Here is a 16,108-nt window from a genome sequence, read left to right on the forward strand (position 1 = left end):
GGCGATCTCAATAGGCGACGGGCCACCCACTGCTCCAGTTCAGCAGGTTGATCCCCAGCTTGGGTGTCCCGCTGTCGTTGCCGTCGTAGTAGTGATAGACGATCAAGTCCCCGTCCGAGTCCGCCATGATGGACTGCCCGCCGGGCCCGATGACGCTGCCGTGCGACTCCAGCACAGGCGTGCCGCCATTGCTCATCATGGCGACGCCGCTCTGGTCGTAGTACGGCCCGGTGACACTCGTGGCCCGCCCCACCTTGACCTTGTACGTCGAGCTGGTCCCCTGGCAGCAGACGTCGTACGAGGCGAACAGGTAGTAGTAGCCGTTCCGTTTGACGATGTACGGCGCCTCGACGGCCTTGGTCCCGGTGGGCCGCGAGGCGAGGGAGTACCGCGTCGTGTTGGTGGAGAGCTGCTTCCCGGTCGACGGGTCGATCTGGATCATCTTGATGCCGGTCCACCAACTGCCGAAGGACAGCCACCACTTGCCGTCGTCGTCCACGAAGAGGTTCGGGTCGATGGCGTTGTAGTCGCTGGAGCCGGTGGACGTGTAGACGATCCCGTAGTCGCTCCAGGAGCCCGGCAGCCCGGTCGTCGAACCGGCCAGACCGATGGCCGACGTGTTCGACCCGAAGGTCGAAACGGCGTAGTACATCAGGTACTTGCCGCCGTGGTACGAGATGTCGGGCGCCCAGGCCTCGGTCGCGTACGTCGACCACCAGCTCGGCTTGGTGGTGAACGCGTCGCTGCCCGCGGTGAACGCGGTCCGGTCCGTGGAGGTCTTGTAGCTCAGGCCGCCACCGGTGGCGTACAGCAGATACCGCCCGGACGAGGTGCGGATCATCGTCGGGTCGTGCACGACGACGGAGCCGGTGACGGTGCCCGGGTTCGGGTAGGCGCTCGCGGTGCCCGGGATCAGGGCGAGCAGGATCGCCGCGGGGACGGCGAGGAGAGCGGTTCTGCGGGAGGTGCGGCTCACGCGGACTTCCTCCTGTTCGAGGTTCTGACTGTTCGGGATCTGGCCGTTCGGGATCCGATTGCTTCGGTCCGATTGTTCGAGATTCCGAACGCTGGTCATGACTTCGAACGGGACCGTAGAATCGAAGCGCTTCCGCGTCAACGCTTCTGACACACCCGACTCCCGTCACACGCCCGCAATTTCGGGCCATTCACGTCACATCACCGGAACCAAAACGCAACCGCCACGGCCCTGTGCGCCGTCTCCGGCCCGGCCTACGATCGACGCGCTTCGTCTACGCGCGTCATGGGTGGCTGAAACAGAGGTGATGGCCGTGCCCCGCAGAGCCCGGATCATGGTGACGATGGCGGCCGCGCTGGGCCTCACGGTGGGCGTGAGCGGCTGCGGCGCGGACACGGCGGCGGACGCGGGGAGCATCACACTGACCGTCGTCGCGACCAACTACGGCGACAGCGTCCACAAGAACTCGCTGGGCTATTGGGACCGGGTCGGACTCGCCTTCCAGTCCTCCCACCCGGGCATTCGCGTGGTGGCGAAGGTCTACCCCGCCGACACCGTCGACGCGAAGGTCGCCGAGCTGGTGAAGCGGGGCAAGGCGCCCGACATCGTGCAGACCGGCAGCTACGCCGAGTACGCGTCCAAAGGCCTGCTCTACTCGGCGGACGAACTGCTCTCCATCCCCGTCCAGGCCGGTTTCGTACCGAGCCTCGCCCAGGCCGGGGAGGCGCAGAACGCCCAGTACGGGCTGCCGTTCACGGCGAGCACCCGGCTGCTCTACTACAACAAGGACCTGTTCCAGCAGGCGGGCCTCAAGCCGCCCACCACCTGGCAGGAACTCCTCGTCGCCGCAAGGGTGTTGAAGGCGCAGGGCGTGAAGTACCCGATCGCCGTACCCCTCGGGCCCGAGGAGGCGGAGGCCGAGACGCTGATGTGGCTGCTGGCCGGGGAGGGCGGCTACACCGACGACGCCGGCAGCTACGACTTCACCGCCGACGCCAATGTGTCGACACTGAACTGGCTGAAGTCGACCCTCGTCGCGGAAGGGCTCACGGGCCCGGTCGCACCGGGCAAGCTGAACGGCAGCAAGGCGCTGAAGGCCTTCGTCGACGGCGACGCGGCGATGGTGAACGCCCCGCTCTCCCTGATGCGGCAGATCGAGGACTCGACGCTGAACGTGCCCTACGGCACCGTCCCGCTGCCGAGCCGCACCGGCAAGACCGTACCGACCATGGGCACCGCCGACTGGACCATCGCCTTCAAGCAGCGCGGGCACCGCGAACAGGTCGGCCAGTTCCTCGACTTCCTGTACGGCGACAAGTACGTCACCGAACAGGCCGCCGAGTACCAGCTGCTGCCCGTCACCGTGACGGCCAGCAACGCCATGCGCGCCGACAAGCGCTACCGCAGCCTCTGGAACGGCCTGGACACGCTGACGAACATGGACCTCTACCCGCTCTCCGACACCAACTGGGCGCGGGTGGCGGCGGCGATCAGATCGAAGATCGGCGCGTCCGTGAAACCGGGCGGCGACCCCGAGGCCGTACTGGCGTCGATCGCGAAGGCGGCGCGCTGAGCGACGTCGGCGGTCGTGGTCAGTGCTCGTGTCAGTGCTCGTGTCACTGGCTGGGTCACTGGTCGGGTCAGTGGTCGTTCTCCAGGTGCAGCTTGAGGAGATCGATGCCGTAGTCACCGCCGTTGGGCGTGCGGATGATGGTGTGAATGTGCTCCTGGGACGGCGTTCCGCCACCCATGCCCATGCCGCCGCCCGGACCTCCTGCGTTGGAGCTCGCGCCCGCACTGGCGCTCGGGCTTGCGGAGGAGTCACCCTTGTAGAAGAGCGGGGCCTGCGCGTCGTACTCGATGAGCACGACCGGACTGTGGATCCGGTAGTAGAAGGCGGAGTCGTCCTCCGTCTCACCCATCCAGAAGAAGTACGTGTCGTCGAGGTGCTTCTCCACCTCGGTCATCTTGACATCGGCGTGGCCCTCGTTCATGTAGCCGATGTATACCCGGGCCAGGTCGAGCAGCTTCTCCTGCTGCGCGGAGGTGAGTTCGGAGCCCTTCAGACCCTCGTAGGCGAGCTTGAGGTTGTCCTGGCCGGCACCGGCCTTCATGTCCTCGTTGCCGTTCGACTGCGAGGAGACCGCCTTCTTGAGCTGCGCCGCGGTGAGGGAGCGGATCATGGTCAGCCCGACCGTGGTCTCCGGCTTGAAGAGGGTGATCTTCTCGCCCTTGTACGTGCCCGTCGTGGGCTCCGAGCCCATGAAGGTCGGCGTCATCACGACCTGGTCGCCCAGGACGAAGTAGTTGATGGCGACGTGGTGACCCTCGTACTGGAAGCCCCACGGCTTCGTGGTCGACGGGGTGCCCATGAAGGTGAAGAAGTAGTGGCCCTCGGTCAGGGTCTTCTGGTTGCCGCCGTTGGAGTCGCCCAGGAACGCGTTGAGCTTCATGATGCCGCGGGTCTGGGTGAGACCGTCGGCGGACAGGGCCTCGCCGAGCAGCGCGTAGCCGAGGTTGCGCTGCTTCTCCGTCAGGTCGCCCATGCGGACGCCCTTGCGGTCGTAGCCGTCGACGTTGCTCCACGCCGTCCACTCGTCGGCGTCGATGTCGAAGGCGCAGGACTTGCGCTCCTTCGTGGAGAGCCCGTCCAGGAACGTCTGCGCCGCCTTGACCAGCGCGTCCGTGGAGACGTCCGTGGAGTGGATCGTGTACAGGTCGTCGACGACGGTGCCGTCGGCGGTGACGCCCTTGACGTCCGCGTACTTGATCTGCGAGGCCCCGGGGCCCATGCCGCCCCCTCCAGCGCCGCCGGGTCCGCCGGAGGGCATGCCGCCGGGTCCGCCGGAGGGCATGCCGCTGGGGGCGCCGGAGGACGAGGCGGAGCTCGCCGTGTCGGAGGAGTCCGAGGAACAGCCGGTCATGGTCGCCACGGCGGCCACCCCACCGGCGAGCAGCGCCTTGTTCATGAACCAGCGGCGGCTGCGCTCGGCTTCGGGGGTTCGGGATCGGTGTCCGTGCATACGTGCCAAAGTCCCGCACCAACCTGAAGCGAACCTGAAGCGATCCCCGGCCGCCTGACCAGGGACAGCCACCCCGGCAGATCGATCTCGGCCCGCACGGTCTTGCCGGGCGGCTCCCGGTCCAGCACCTCCCACCGATCGGCGAGCGCCTCGACGAGCACGAGCCCGCGCCCGGCTTCGGCCAGGGCTTCCGGCCGCCGTACGTCACCGGGTCCCGGCGGCCGGCACCCACTGCGCGTGTCGGTGACCTCGACACGGAGGCTGCCGGTGACAAGGGCAAGCCGTAACTCGAAGTCCCGGCCGGGTACACGCCCATGCGTCACGGCGTTGACGGCCAGCTCGGCGACGATCACCGCGGCGGTGTCGGAGGCGTCACTGCCGTGCGGGATGCCCCAGGCGTGCAGCTGGTTCAGGGCGAGGTGCCGGGCGAGGCGGGCGCCGCGTGGGGTGGCACTGAGGCGCTGACTGAACATACGTACGGTAACCGGGTGTTGGGGGGCGGGCGGTGCGGTCATGCCCCCAATCTGACGGTGAGCACGGGCACTTCACCAGGTCGGCGCCGCGTACGCTGCGGCAGCGTACGCAGTCACGGGCTGGACAGTACTCGTCACTAGCCGTAACCATGTGCGCGGGAGGTGACCGCCGTGGTCGATGGCTTGGTGGGGACGGGTGGGGAGCCGGAGTCGTCCGACAGCTTGCGGACGTTCGGCGCGGTGGTCCAGGCGCTGCGGGAGCACGCGGGGCTGAGCCGGGAGGAGTTCGGGGCGCTGGTCCGGTTCTCGAAGCACACGGTGGCATCTGTGGAGCAGGGGCGGAGGATGCCGGACGAGGATTTCGTGGAGCGGGCGGAGGCGGTGCTGGGGAACACCGGGGCCTTACGGAAGGCGGCGGGGCATCTCGTTCGGCAGCCGGGGTTGGCCGCTTGGTTCAGACAGTGGGCGGCACTGGAGGCGCTGGCGATCACGCTGTACACGTACGAATGCCGCATGCTCCCAGGGCTGCTCCAGACCCAGGCTTATGCGCGAGCCATGTCCGCCGACCAGTTGCCACCGCTGGACGACACGCAGATCGAGGAGCGGTGGGCTGCCCGGGCGGAGCGGCAGCGGCTACTGAGGGAGCGCCCGAACACCGCCTTCAGTTTCATCCTGGAGGAGCATCTGTTCCTCCGACGCATTGGCGGGGCGGAGGTCACGCGAGAGCTCATCGATCACGTGCTGGAGATCTCCAAACTGCGGAACGTCGAGATCCAGATCATGCCGCTCGTACAGGAGTCACACTCTGGGCTTCAGGGTCCGATCCACCTGGCGGAAACCCCTGAGAACAGGTGGTTCGCGTACAACGAGGGCCAGGAAAGCGGTCAGTTGATCTCCGACTCAAAAGTGGTCAGCGTGCTCCAGAAGCGGTATGCCAGGATGCGTTCACAGGCTCTCTCTTTCCAGGACTCCGTGAGCCTGTTGGAGCGCATGCGAGGAGAGTTATGAGCACCAACCTGGCCTGGTTCAAGAGCAGTTACAGCAGCGCATCCGGCGACAGCTGCGTCGAAGTCGCCCTCTCCTGGCACAAGTCGAGTTACAGCTGCGCTAGCGAGGGCGACTGCGTCGAGGTAGCCACCTGCCCCGAATCCATCCACATCCGCGACTCCAAGAACACCCAGGGCCCCCAGCTCGCCCTCTCCCCCACCGCCTGGGGCGACTTCCTCACGTACGCCAGCAAGTGACCGTAGGGGCCACTCGCTTCTTCGGCAGTGTCGTGCTTCCACGGCCCGCCTCAAGGGCGCTACGCGTCGCCTTCGGCGATGGCCCTCCGGGCCACCCTTGACCCGGGCCGCTCCAGCACGGGTTAGAAGCGAGCGAGCGGCCCGAAAAAGCGGGGGTCCCGGCGGGGTTAGCGGTGGGGTCGGCTACGTCCTCGACCGGGGGTGACGGGCGCATACGCGCCTCGGGGGCACGCCGGCTCGGCTCAGCGTCGGACCGCAGCAGGCACGATTGGCAGATCTGTTCCACTCCCAGGCACGACAGGTCAAGGCAGGGCAGGGGTGATGGCTGCACGGACTGGCACTGATTGACCAATCACCGCCCGAGCCGCGCGAATTGTCCGAGCTGACCGAGCTGACCGAGCTGCCTGAGATACCGCCCCCGCCTGCCCACGGTTGCCGAACCCACCCACCCACCGCAAGCCGCTAAGCCCACCCGGCGTGCCCCCGAGGCGCGGTGGCGCCCGTCACCCCGGTTGAGGACGTATCCGACCCGTATCGCAAACGTGCCCCGGCCACCCGTTCTTCCGGGCCGCTCGCTCGCTTCTCCCTCGTGCTGGAGCGAGCCGAGTCAAGGGTGGCCCGGAGGGTCATCGCCGAAGGCGACGCGTAGCGCAGCGGAGCGCCCTTTACTCGGCTCGTGGAAGCACGACACTGCCAAAGAAGCGAGTGGCCCAACGGTTACTACGCAACCCAGGTCAGGCACCAACCATAGGCATCAGGCACCAGCCATCAGGTCCAGCCGACCTCGCCCGCACAGAAGCAACCCGACCGGCGTCGCGCCGTGCACTACGGCTACGCCTTGCTCCACAGCGCGGCGACCGCCCGTGCCGCCGTCCGGCCCTGGGCGAAGCCGGCGTGGCCCGCAGGGGTCCGGCTGGCGGGGGACAGCGGGTCGGTGCCGAAGGCGGCGAGGGCGGTCTCGTCGGGGGTGATGACCTCGATGAGGCCGCCGCGCTCGGCGATCGAGGCCGCGTCGGCTTCGAGCACCGGGTCGGGCATCGGGGCGATGACGAGGGTGCGGGTGCGGCCTGCCGCGAGGTCGAGGTTGGTGAAGGAACGGATGCCGCCGTCCATGTAGCGGGCGTCGCCGATCGTCACGGCGGGCCAGACACCGGGGATGGCGCAACTCGCGGTCACGGCGTCCACCAGGCCGACGCCGGAGGTGCGGTCGAAGAGCCGGGTCTCACCGGTGGCGGCGTTCACGGCGACCACGGACAGATCGCGCTCCGGCCAACTGTGGGACGGCAGCCGGGCCTCGATGACGGCCCGCCGCTCGGCCTCGGTCACGGTCTCGGCGGCCAGGGCCATCGTGCCCATCCGAAGCCGGCGTTCCACCGGGTCGGTGACCTCGGCGTCGACCTTCTCGGCGAACTCGAAGACCTCGGCGAGCGCGCCTTCGCGTGCCTTCAGCTCCTCCTTCTGGAGCGCGGGGTCCACCTGGGCCCGGAACAGCGCCGACAGCTCTACGCCGCTGGTGATCTGGGCGGACACCGCCGACCCCGCCGAGGTGCCGAGCACGAAGTCCGCGTCGGTGACATCGGCTCCGGCGTCGGCGAGACCGGCCAGCACGCCTGTCGCCCAGGCGATACCGGCTACTCCGCCACCGCCGATGACCAGCGCGCGTTCGTTCTTCATCCCTGCCCCCACAAGTGAATTCCGGTTCGACGTCACTGCGAAGTCCCCGGCAGGCAGGAGATATTCCCCCGTACGCCTCAACAAGCTGTCTCACAAGAAACTTGACGGTCTGTCACTTTGCCTAACTGACAGCTGACCGACAGCACCCGCTTTTACGGTGCCGTGTTCATGACAGAGACCTCAGAAGCTCCGATCGGGCGCCGCACCGTACTGATCGCCACGGGCGCCACGGCCGCAGCACTGGCCGTGGGCGCCGCAGCGCCTGAAGCCCCCACAACCGACACGGCGGACGCGACTCCCGTCGCCGCGGCGGCTGTCTGCACCCTCACCAAGGAGATGACCGAAGGCCCCTACTACCTCGACGGACAGCTCGTCCGCGCCGACATCACCGAAAGCAAGCCGGGTGTCCCCCTCAAGCTCACGCTCACCGTCGTGGACGACGACACCTGTGTCCCGCTCAGCAACGCCCTCGTGGAGATCTGGCACTGCGACGCGCTCGGCGAGTACTCCGGGTTCGTCGGCGGCAACGGACACTCGGAGCCGGACGACGGCACGTTCCTGCGCGGCGGCGTACTGACGAACTCCAGCGGCGTCGCCGCGATCACGACGATCTACCCCGGCTGGTACCGGGGCCGCTGCATCCACATCCACCTCAAGGTGCACACCGGAGTCACCCTCACCTCGGACGGCTCCTTCACCGGCGGCCGGGAACTCCACACCGGCCAGCTCTTCTTCAACGAGACGATCACCACGGCCGTCGCGAAGGTCTCCCCGTACTCCACCAACACGGTCACCCGCACCACCCTCGCCCAGGACTCCATCTACGACGACGGAGGCGCCGCTTCCGGCCTCCTCACCCTCACGGCCCTGGGCAGCTCGGCCTCGTCCGGCTACGCCGGCACCCTGACGGTCGGCGTCGAAACCAGCTGACCGGCACACCTTCCCCCCACTGGACCGGGGCGGCCCGCACCGACGCGGGCCGCCCCTCTGCCGTGCCCGATGAGCAAAAGACCAAGTGAAGACACCCGCTGGCTAATGTCCCGCCCGTCGGTACGACGTGATCAACGGACGAGGAGAGATATCCGATGGTGAATGTCTGGCGTTTGGGGGGCGCGCTCGTCGCGGCCGGTGTGTCGGTCGTCGGGGTCGCCACCAGTGCGCAGGCGTACTCCGGGTTCACAGCCGAGAAGTACCAGCAGATCCAGTTCGGTATGACGAAGGACCAGGTCTGGGAGTTGGGCGGAGGTGCGCAGGCATGTGAGACCGGCGGGCTCATCGGCGACGCGATCCAGTGCTTCACCGAGTCGAGTGACTACGCGCCGTACGGCAGCTTCAACTTCACCGCCGACGGAAAACTGAAAAGCAAGCGGAACGAGTTCCTGTTCAAGGCGAAAACACCGTCCATCAGCCTCGCCCAGTACAACAAGACGCAGCTGGGCATGAGCGAGGCGCAGGTCTGGTCGATCGTGTCGAAGGACTCGTGCGTCGTGCAGCAGGAGGGCTACCCCGACTGGCCGGCCACGAACGGCCACACGCTGGGGTACTACTGCGCCTCCGCGACCGGCCTGTTCCCGCCGAACGCGAGGTTCATCTTCACCGACGGCACACTGACCGAGCGATACCAGCGCGCCCTCACCTGAACCGTGGACTGTGCCCCAACTCCCGTGGAAACACGGCCAGTTGTCGCTTAGATCCCCAGTGCATTCACAGCCGCACATCAAGGAGTTCCCCAGGTACGCCCCTACGTTCCATGCCCATGACTGAGAACCCAGCTCAACACGAGCAACACGAGCAACACGAGCAGAACGACAACGAGTCGCGGCCCGGGGCTCACCGCCGGGACAAGAGTGTCCAGCGGCGGCGTGTCCTCATCGGGGGTGGCACCGTCGCCGTGGTCGGCGGACTCGCCGCGGCAGGGCTCGCCTCCGCCGACCCGGTCAAGGGGAAGGGGCACAAGGCGAAGCCGTCCAAGTCGGCCACCGCGTCGACGGCAGCCTCCGCGTCCGCCTCTGCCACCAGCAGTGTCTGCACCCTGAACGCCGAGGTCACCGAGGGTCCGTACTCCCTCGACGGGGCCCTCGTCCGGGAGGACATACGCGAGGACAAGGAGGGGGTGGAGGTTCAGTACACCTTCACCGTCGTCGACACCGCCAACGACTGCGCTCCACTCGCCGACGCCCTCGTCGAGATCTGGCACTGCGACTCGCTCGGCGAGTACTCCGGGTTCGTGGGCGGCAACGGCCACACGGAGGACGACAACGGCACGTTCCTGCGCGGCGGTCAGCTGACCGACTCCTCCGGCCAGGTCAGCCTCGTCTCGATCTGGCCCGGGCACTACGTCTCCCGTGCCGTTCACGTCCATATGCGAGTGCACACGGACGTGACGCTCACCGACACGTCGTACACCGGCGGCGAGGTCATCCACACCGGTCAGCTGTTCTTCGACGAGGACATCAACGCCGAGGTCCAGGCCCTGGACCCGTACTCGGACAACACCACCGCCGAGACCCAGCTCTCCGACGACAGCATCTACGACGACGGCGGCGCCTCCTCCGGCCTGCTGACCCTCACGGCACTGGGGTCCAGCGTGTCCGACGGGTACACCGCCACCCTCACCGTCGGCGTCGACAGCTCCAGCTGATTCCCTACGCCGCCACGGGCTGCCGTTCCTCGACCGCCTCCTCCGCCGCCTTTTCCTGACGGTAGGCGCGGATCGAGTACGTCAGGGCGGCAGCCCACAGCGCGTACAGCAGGACGTACACCGGGGTGCTGAGCGCCGAGGACGCGCCGACCCAGTCGCTCTTCAGGAGCGTACGGACGTTGGTGACGATGATGATGCCGCCGACCGCGGAGCCCAGCACCCGCGGCGGGACCAGCCGGACCAGCCAGGCGGCGACGGGCGCGGCGACCAGGCCGCCGAGCAGGAACGCCAGGACCCAGCCCCAGTTCAGGCCCTGGGAGCCGAGCGAGAAGAGGAAGCCCAGGCTGGCGGCGATCGCCACCAGGAACTCGCTGGTGTCGATCGAGCCGATCACCTTGCGCGGCTCCATCCGGCCGCTGGCCAGCAGCGCCGGGGTGCCGACCGGGCCCCAGCCGCCTCCGCCGGTCGCGTCCAGGAACCCGGCGACCAGGCCGAGCGGGGCCAGGAACCGCTTGCGCAGGGGCTTGCCCAGCTGCCCCTTGGGCATGCCGCGGAAGGTGAAGCGGGACATGACGTACAGGCCGAGGCCCAGCAGGATCAGCGACATGGCCGGCTCGGCGACCTCGGTCGAGAGCTTGGAGAGGACGGTCGCGCCCAGGAAGGAGCCGACCGCGCCCGGCACGCCGATCTTGGCGACGACCTTCCAGTCCACGTTGCCGAAGCGCCAGTGCGAGGCGCCGGACATCAGCGTGGTGCCTATCTCCGAGAGATGGACCGTGGCCGAGGCCATGGCCGGGTTGGTACCCATGGCCAGCAGCAGCGTGGTCGATGTCACGCCGTAGGCCATGCCCAGGCTGCCGTCCACGAGTTGGGCGCCGAGGCCCGCGAGGGCTAGCAGGATGAGCGTGCGCATGCGGTCGGTCCCGTCTTTCCTAGCTTTCCTACCGGTTGGGTAGGGATGAACGGGACGTGATGTTAAGGGTTCGAGCTGAGGACAGCCTGAGGACCCCATGAGGATGATTCACAGGAGTCCTCAGGGGTCAGGGGTTCTCCCAGGCCGCCGGCTCCGCGGCCAGCTCCCGCACCGGTCCGGGCAGCGTGCCCTCCGCGATGTCGGCGAGCGTGACGCCTTCGAGGATCTTCCGTACGTTGGCCCGCACCGCGACCCACAGCGGCAGCAGCGGTTCGGCGGGCCCGGTGTATGCCAGCTGGGTGGGCCGTTCACCGCGTACGGAGACGATCGGGCCGTCCACCGTTCGGATGACATCCGCGACGGTGATCGTGTCGGCCGCGCGCGCGAGCGCGTAGCCGCCGTTGCCGCCGCGCCGGCTGGTGACCAGGCCGCCACGCCGGAGATCCCCCAGGATCCCCTCCAGGAACTTGTGCGGAATGTCCTGCGCGGTGGCGATGGCCTCGGCCTTCACCGGGCCGCCGTCCTGCCGTACGGCGAGCTCCAGTGCCGCCCGTACCGCGTAATCCGCCCGCGCCGAGATCCTCATATGACCATTAAAGGCCCTGGCGCTGTGGACAATGACCGAACCCGCGCCGCCGTCTCTGGGGAGGCTCCCGCATGGTCTTGAGCAGACGTACGTTCAGCGCAATCGCCGGCACCGCCGCTCTCGGCCTCTCGCTGAGTGGCAGCGGCGACTGTGGGGCGTACGCCGCCGGCAGGGCACCCACGGTTCCCACCGGGCCGGCGCCCGGTCCGCCGTCCGCCGACCGCGTCAAGCACACCATCGGCTTCGACCGCTACTCGATGCTGATCGACGGCAAGCGCCTGGTGCTCTGGTCCGGCGAGGTCCACCCCTTCCGGCTGCCGAGCCCGTCCCTGTGGCGTGACGTCCTGCAGAAGCTTCGCGCCCACGGCTACAACGCGATCAGCATCTACGTCTCGTGGAACTACCACTCGCCCGCACCCGGCAAGTACGACTTCACCGGCGTCCGCGACCTCGACCTGTTCCTGCGCACGGCCGCCGAGACCGGCCTGTACGTCATCCTGCGCCCGGGCCCGTACATCAACGCCGAGGTCGACGCCGGCGGCTTCCCCGGCTGGCTGACCGTCACCAAGGGCAAGGCCCGGACCTCCGACCCGACCTATCTGAAGTACGTCGACGAGTGGCTGACCGCCGTCGACAAGATCGCCGCCAAGCACCTCTACACCAAGGGCAACGGCACGATCGTCCTCTACCAGCTGGAGAACGAGTACGCGAACAACGTCACCAGCTCCGTCGGCCGCGACTACATGGCCCACCTCTACGCCAAGGTGCGAGCCGACGGCATCGACGTGCCGCTGTTCCACAACGACAAGGGCAGGAACGGCTATTGGGTCCCGGGGACTTTCGGCACGGACGGTGAGAAGGGGCGTTACCTGTATGCCTTCGACGGCTATCCGTCGCCGTTCGGGCAGCCGCCGGACTGGGGCTACTTCGGCAACGGCGGCACCACGGGCGGCTCGACCGCGAGTCCCCAAACCCCCGGATTCATCGCCGAGTTCGGGGGCGGCTGGTTCGATCCATGGGGCGGGGTGGAGTTCGGCGGCAAGGGGTACGCGGAGTCGCGCCGCACCCGGGACGCGGCGTACGAGCGGCGCTTCTACCTCACCAACCTCGCCAACGGCATCAAGGTCCACAACGTCTACATGACCTTCGGCGGCACGTCCTGGGGCTGGCTGCCCGCGCCGATCGTCTACACGTCGTACGACTACGGTGCCGCCCTCGACGAGGCCAGGCAGCCCACCTCGAAGCTGATCCCGATGCACCAGATCGGACAGCTCCTGCACTGCGTGCCCGACCTGGCCAAGCTGGACCGGGCGGCCGGCATCACCGTCGACGCGGGGATCAAGGCGTACCACCTCGTCAATCCGGACACGAAGGCGCACTTCTACGTGCTGCGCAATGACACCTCCACCGAGGTCGTCGCCTCCGTCCCGCTCGCCGGGACGACCGTCCCCGTGCCGGTTCCCCCTCTCGAAGCCCGGCTGCTCGCCACCGGAATCGCCCTCGGGCGGCGGACGTTGAAGTACTCCACCGCACAGCCCATGTTGTGGCTGACCGCCGGGCGCCAGGACATCGCCGTGTTCACGGGCCGCTCGGGCGAGGTGACGCGGACCGGGCTGGAGTGCGCGAGCGCACCCACGGTCACCGTGCTGGAGGGGAGCGCCCGGCACACGTACGCGAACGGCGTCCTGCGGGTGGACGCCCAACTGTCCGGGCTGACCCGGGTGCTGGTGGAGGGCGGCGGCAGCTCGGCGCCCCTTCTGCTGCTGCTCGCCGATGACGAGGCCTCCGGACGGCTGTGGCGGTACGAGACTCCGTCGGGCGGGGTGCTGGTGCACGGTCCCGCGCTGCTGCGCACCGCCACGCTGAGCGGCACGACCGTCCATCTCGCCGGGGACACGGTCAAGGCCGCGGATCTGGAGGTCTGGGGACCGCGCGGGATGACGGAAGTCGTCTGGAACAAGGGCACGTTGAAGACGGTCGCCACCAAGTCCGGGAGCCTGCTGGCCGAGCAGCAGCTGCCCGGCGTGGCCGGCGTCCAGCTGCCCGCGCTGACCAACTGGCGCCGGTACGCGGAGAACCCGGAGTCCGCCCCCGACTACGGCGACTCCGGCTGGAAGGTCGCGAACAAGACGTCCTCGCACAGCATCACCCCCGTACCCGCCGGGCAGCCCGTGCTGTTCGCCGACGACTACGGCTACCACTACGGCGACGTCTGGTACCGGGGGCACTTCACCAACACCGGCGGCGCGGATTCGGTGTCCCTGACCTACCTTTCGGGCGCGCAGGGGCTGCTGATGGCGTGGCTTGACGGAAAGGCGCTGGGTACGCACAGGATGCCCGTGCCGGACAAGAAGACGGTCAGGCAAGGGAGTTGGGCTGCGACGGCAACCTTCGCCGTCCCCGACAAGCCGGGGCCGCGGGTGCTGTCCGTGCTGGTGCGCCGCATGCAGCACGACCAGGACGGAGCGGCGAAGGACACCCACAAGGTGGCCCGCGGGCTGGCGGCCGTGACCTTCAACGGCGCTTCTCCGAAGGTCACTTGGCGGATCCGTGGCGAGCTGGCCGCCGACCCGGTGCGCGGTCCGGTCAACAACGGCGGGCTGTACGGGGAGCGGCACGGCTGGCATCTGCCGGGGTTCGCGGACAGCGGCTGGAAGATCGTCGACTTCCCGCGCGCCGAGCGGCGACAGGGCGTCGTCTGGTACCGCACCGGCTTCCGGCTCGCCGTCGACACCGCCGTGGACGCCTCGATCGGGCTCACCCTCACCGACGACCCGGCCCGCGCCTACCGCGTCCAGATCTTCCTGAACGGCTGGAACATGGGCCAGTACATCAACGATGTGGGCCCCCAGCACACCTTCGTCCTGCCGAACGGGCTGCTGCGCACACGGGGGCTCAACACACTGGCCCTCGCGGTGCTGTCCGACGGGAACACCCCCGCGGGCCCGGGAGAGGTGAAGCTGACGCTGCTGGGCAGCGCGGCCGGAGGAGTACCCGTGACCACGGTGGACTCCCCCGGCCCGACGACCGCCTAGGCCGACACCCCTTTAGCGGAGCCTGATCACATTCCACGACAGCGGCTCCAGGACGGCGTTCAGCGTGCCGTCCTGGAGGGTGGTCCCCTCGACGGAGTGCGGGGTGACCCGCTCCGGGTTGTCGAGGGTGTTGCCGGCGTCCGGGTCGGCGTCGGCGAGCGCGCTGTGCTCGACGACCTCCGTCAGCCCCAGCCGGTTCAGGGCCACGGCGAGCGGCAGCGGCTCGGTCTGGTCGCGGTTGACGGCGAAGACGGTGACCGAGCCGTCCTCGGCGCGCACGGCGGTGGCGTGCAGCAGGTCCGCCTCGCCGTACTTCTTCGTCTCGTACGTCGGCGAGTCGACCCGCACGTCGAGGACCTCCCCGCGCCCGTACCGCGAGGCCTGCGCGAACGGGAAGAACGTCGTCTGGCGCCAGGCCGGGCCGCCCGGCTCCGTCATGATCGGCGCGATGACGTTGACGAGCTGGGCGAGGCAGGCGACGGTGACCCGGTCCGCGTGCCGCAGCAGTGCGATGAGCAGGGAGCCGAAGACCACCGCGTCGGTGACGCTGTAGTTGTCCTCCAGGAGACGCGGGGCCTCCGGCCAGTCGGACGCCGGGTCGGTGTTCTTCGCGTGCTCCTCCCACTTCGACAGGTACCAGACGTTCCACTCGTCGAAGGAGAGGTTGATCTTCTTCTTCGACTTGAGCCTCGCGCCCACGTGGTCGCAGGTCGCGACCACGTTCTCGATGAAGGACTCCATGTCGACGGCGGAGGCGAGGAAGGAGCCGGTGTCGCCGTCGTGCGGCTCGTAGTAGGCGTGGAGGGAGATGTAGTCGACCAGGTCGTACGTCTCCTGGAGGATCGTCGCCTCCCATTCGGCGAAGGTCGGCATGGACTGGCCGGAGGAGCCGCAGGCGACCAGTTCGACGCCCGGGTCGATCTGGCGCATGGCGCGGGCCGTCTCGGCGGCGATCCTGCCGTACTCCTCGGCGGTCTTGTGGCCGGTCTGCCAGGGGCCGTCCATCTCGTTGCCGAGGCACCAGAGGTTGATCCCGAAGGGGGCCTTGTCGCCGTGCGCGATGCGCTGCTCGGAGAGTGCGGTGCCGGAGGGGTGGTTGGCGTATTCCTGGAGTTCGAGCGCCTCGGCCACGCCTCGTGTGCCGAGGTTGACCGCCATCATGGGCTCTGCCTGAGGGCCGACCTTCTTGAGGAAGGCGATGTACTCGGAGAGGCCGAAGCGGTTGGTCTCTGTGGAGCGCCAGGCCAGGTCGAGGCGGCGGGGGCGGTCCTCGGCGGGGCCTACCGAGTCCTCCCACTTGTAGCCGGAGACGAAGTTGCCGCCGGGGTAACGGAGCGCGGTGACGCCGAGTTCGCGGACCAGGTCCAGGACGTCCGTGCGGAGGCCTTCGGCGTCGGCCGTGGGGTGGTCGGGTTCGAAGATGCCGGTGTAGACGCAGCGGCCGAGGTGTTCGACGAAGGAGCCGAAGAGGCGGGGGTTGACCTCGCCGACGGTGAAGGCGGGGTCGAGGGTGAAGCGGGCGGTACGCATGTTCGCCTTTCGG

General features: G+C 68.5%; 13 protein-coding genes and 1 pseudogene. 7 read left to right on the forward strand and 7 right to left on the reverse strand.

The features are described from left to right. Window positions 1-7: 7 nt before the first annotated feature. Window positions 8-976, reverse strand: coding sequence for an arabinan endo-1,5-alpha-L-arabinosidase (locus AB5J50_RS16075; RefSeq protein WP_369258634.1), 969 nt, complete (start codon window positions 974-976; stop codon window positions 8-10). Window positions 977-1,283: 307 nt separating this feature from the next. Between AB5J50_RS16075 and AB5J50_RS16080 the strand changes: the two genes are divergently transcribed. Then, window positions 1,284-2,549, forward strand: coding sequence for an ABC transporter substrate-binding protein (locus AB5J50_RS16080; protein WP_369265410.1), 1,266 nt, complete (start codon window positions 1,284-1,286; stop codon window positions 2,547-2,549). 67 nt (window positions 2,550-2,616) lie between these two features. On the opposite strand, the gene AB5J50_RS16085 is transcribed toward AB5J50_RS16080, so the two are convergent. Further along, entirely contained in the window at window positions 2,617-3,999 is a 1,383-nt protein-coding gene (locus AB5J50_RS16085) for a DUF3500 domain-containing protein (RefSeq protein WP_369258636.1), read from the reverse strand. A 56-nt stretch (window positions 4,000-4,055) separates the two neighbouring features. Beyond that, a pseudogene (locus AB5J50_RS16090) lies at window positions 4,056-4,514 on the reverse strand (ATP-binding protein); the annotation flags it as partial. A gap of 129 nt (window positions 4,515-4,643) precedes the next feature. Between AB5J50_RS16090 and AB5J50_RS16095 the strand changes: the two are divergent. Together AB5J50_RS16095 and AB5J50_RS16100 are read left to right on the forward strand one after the other, a co-directional pair. Continuing rightward, window positions 4,644-5,480: a Scr1 family TA system antitoxin-like transcriptional regulator gene (locus AB5J50_RS16095; protein WP_369265411.1), complete on the forward strand. Its 837-nt coding sequence runs from the start codon at window positions 4,644-4,646 to the stop codon at window positions 5,478-5,480. Beyond that, window positions 5,477-5,716 (forward strand): DUF397 domain-containing protein, encoded by a 240-nt coding sequence (locus AB5J50_RS16100; protein WP_369258638.1) that lies wholly within the window; start codon window positions 5,477-5,479, stop codon window positions 5,714-5,716. The genes AB5J50_RS16095 and AB5J50_RS16100 overlap by 4 nt, the downstream gene beginning before the upstream one ends. Window positions 5,717-6,547: 831 nt before the next feature. Here AB5J50_RS16100 and AB5J50_RS16105 read toward each other — a convergent pair. Beyond that, on the reverse strand, window positions 6,548-7,390 hold the full coding sequence (locus tag AB5J50_RS16105; RefSeq protein ID WP_369258640.1) for a patatin-like phospholipase family protein: 843 nt from the start codon (window positions 7,388-7,390) through the stop codon (window positions 6,548-6,550). Window positions 7,391-7,558: 168 nt separating this feature from the next. Here AB5J50_RS16105 and AB5J50_RS16110 point away from each other — a divergent pair, with 168 nt between their 5' ends. From AB5J50_RS16110 to AB5J50_RS16120, 3 genes are all read left to right on the forward strand, one after another. Beyond that, window positions 7,559-8,320 carry an intradiol ring-cleavage dioxygenase gene (locus AB5J50_RS16110; RefSeq protein ID WP_327428439.1) on the forward strand — a complete coding sequence of 254 codons (762 nt, stop codon included), beginning with the start codon at window positions 7,559-7,561 and terminating at the stop codon, window positions 8,318-8,320. Between the two features lie 155 nt (window positions 8,321-8,475). Continuing rightward, window positions 8,476-9,030 carry a BLIP family protein gene (locus AB5J50_RS16115; RefSeq protein WP_369258642.1) on the forward strand — a complete coding sequence of 185 codons (555 nt, stop codon included), beginning with the start codon at window positions 8,476-8,478 and terminating at the stop codon, window positions 9,028-9,030. Between the two features lie 110 nt (window positions 9,031-9,140). Next, entirely contained in the window at window positions 9,141-10,031 is an 891-nt protein-coding gene (locus AB5J50_RS16120; protein WP_369258644.1) for an intradiol ring-cleavage dioxygenase, read from the forward strand. Between the two features lie 4 nt (window positions 10,032-10,035). On the opposite strand, the gene AB5J50_RS16125 is transcribed toward AB5J50_RS16120, so the two are convergent. Together AB5J50_RS16125 and AB5J50_RS16130 are read right to left on the reverse strand one after the other, a co-directional pair. After that, on the reverse strand, window positions 10,036-10,944 hold the full coding sequence (locus AB5J50_RS16125) for a sulfite exporter TauE/SafE family protein (protein WP_369258646.1): 909 nt from the start codon (window positions 10,942-10,944) through the stop codon (window positions 10,036-10,038). 127 nt (window positions 10,945-11,071) lie between these two features. Beyond that, window positions 11,072-11,530, reverse strand: coding sequence for an Rrf2 family transcriptional regulator (locus AB5J50_RS16130; protein ID WP_330304341.1), 459 nt, complete (start codon window positions 11,528-11,530; stop codon window positions 11,072-11,074). Between the two features lie 71 nt (window positions 11,531-11,601). Between AB5J50_RS16130 and AB5J50_RS16135 the strand changes: the two genes are divergently transcribed. Beyond that, window positions 11,602-14,565 carry a beta-galactosidase gene (locus AB5J50_RS16135; RefSeq protein ID WP_369258648.1) on the forward strand — a complete coding sequence of 988 codons (2,964 nt, stop codon included), beginning with the start codon at window positions 11,602-11,604 and terminating at the stop codon, window positions 14,563-14,565. 12 nt (window positions 14,566-14,577) lie between these two features. On the opposite strand, the gene AB5J50_RS16140 is transcribed toward AB5J50_RS16135, so the two are convergent. Further along, entirely contained in the window at window positions 14,578-16,095 is a 1,518-nt protein-coding gene (locus tag AB5J50_RS16140; RefSeq protein ID WP_369258650.1) for an alpha-N-arabinofuranosidase, read from the reverse strand. Window positions 16,096-16,108: the final 13 nt, after the last annotated feature.

The sequence above is a fragment of the Streptomyces sp. R35 genome, from assembly GCF_041053035.1.
Classification (GTDB): Bacteria; Actinomycetota; Actinomycetes; order Streptomycetales; family Streptomycetaceae; genus Streptomyces; species Streptomyces lutosisoli.

Coding starts and splice junctions, on each gene's coding strand:
- AB5J50_RS16080 (WP_369265410.1), top strand. CDS start 1,284: ATGGCCGTGCCCCGCAGAGCCCGGATCATGGTGACGATGGCGGCCGCG.
- AB5J50_RS16085 (WP_369258636.1), bottom strand. CDS start 3,999: ATGCACGGACACCGATCCCGAACCCCCGAAGCCGAGCGCAGCCGCCGC.
- AB5J50_RS16100 (WP_369258638.1), top strand. CDS start 5,477: ATGAGCACCAACCTGGCCTGGTTCAAGAGCAGTTACAGCAGCGCATCC.
- AB5J50_RS16105 (WP_369258640.1), bottom strand. CDS start 7,390: ATGAAGAACGAACGCGCGCTGGTCATCGGCGGTGGCGGAGTAGCCGGT.
- AB5J50_RS16110 (WP_327428439.1), top strand. CDS start 7,559: ATGACAGAGACCTCAGAAGCTCCGATCGGGCGCCGCACCGTACTGATC.
- AB5J50_RS16115 (WP_369258642.1), top strand. CDS start 8,476: ATGGTGAATGTCTGGCGTTTGGGGGGCGCGCTCGTCGCGGCCGGTGTG.
- AB5J50_RS16120 (WP_369258644.1), top strand. CDS start 9,141: ATGCCCATGACTGAGAACCCAGCTCAACACGAGCAACACGAGCAACAC.
- AB5J50_RS16125 (WP_369258646.1), bottom strand. CDS start 10,944: ATGCGCACGCTCATCCTGCTAGCCCTCGCGGGCCTCGGCGCCCAACTC.
- AB5J50_RS16130 (WP_330304341.1), bottom strand. CDS start 11,530: ATGAGGATCTCGGCGCGGGCGGATTACGCGGTACGGGCGGCACTGGAG.
- AB5J50_RS16135 (WP_369258648.1), top strand. CDS start 11,602: ATGGTCTTGAGCAGACGTACGTTCAGCGCAATCGCCGGCACCGCCGCT.
- AB5J50_RS16140 (WP_369258650.1), bottom strand. CDS start 16,095: ATGCGTACCGCCCGCTTCACCCTCGACCCCGCCTTCACCGTCGGCGAG.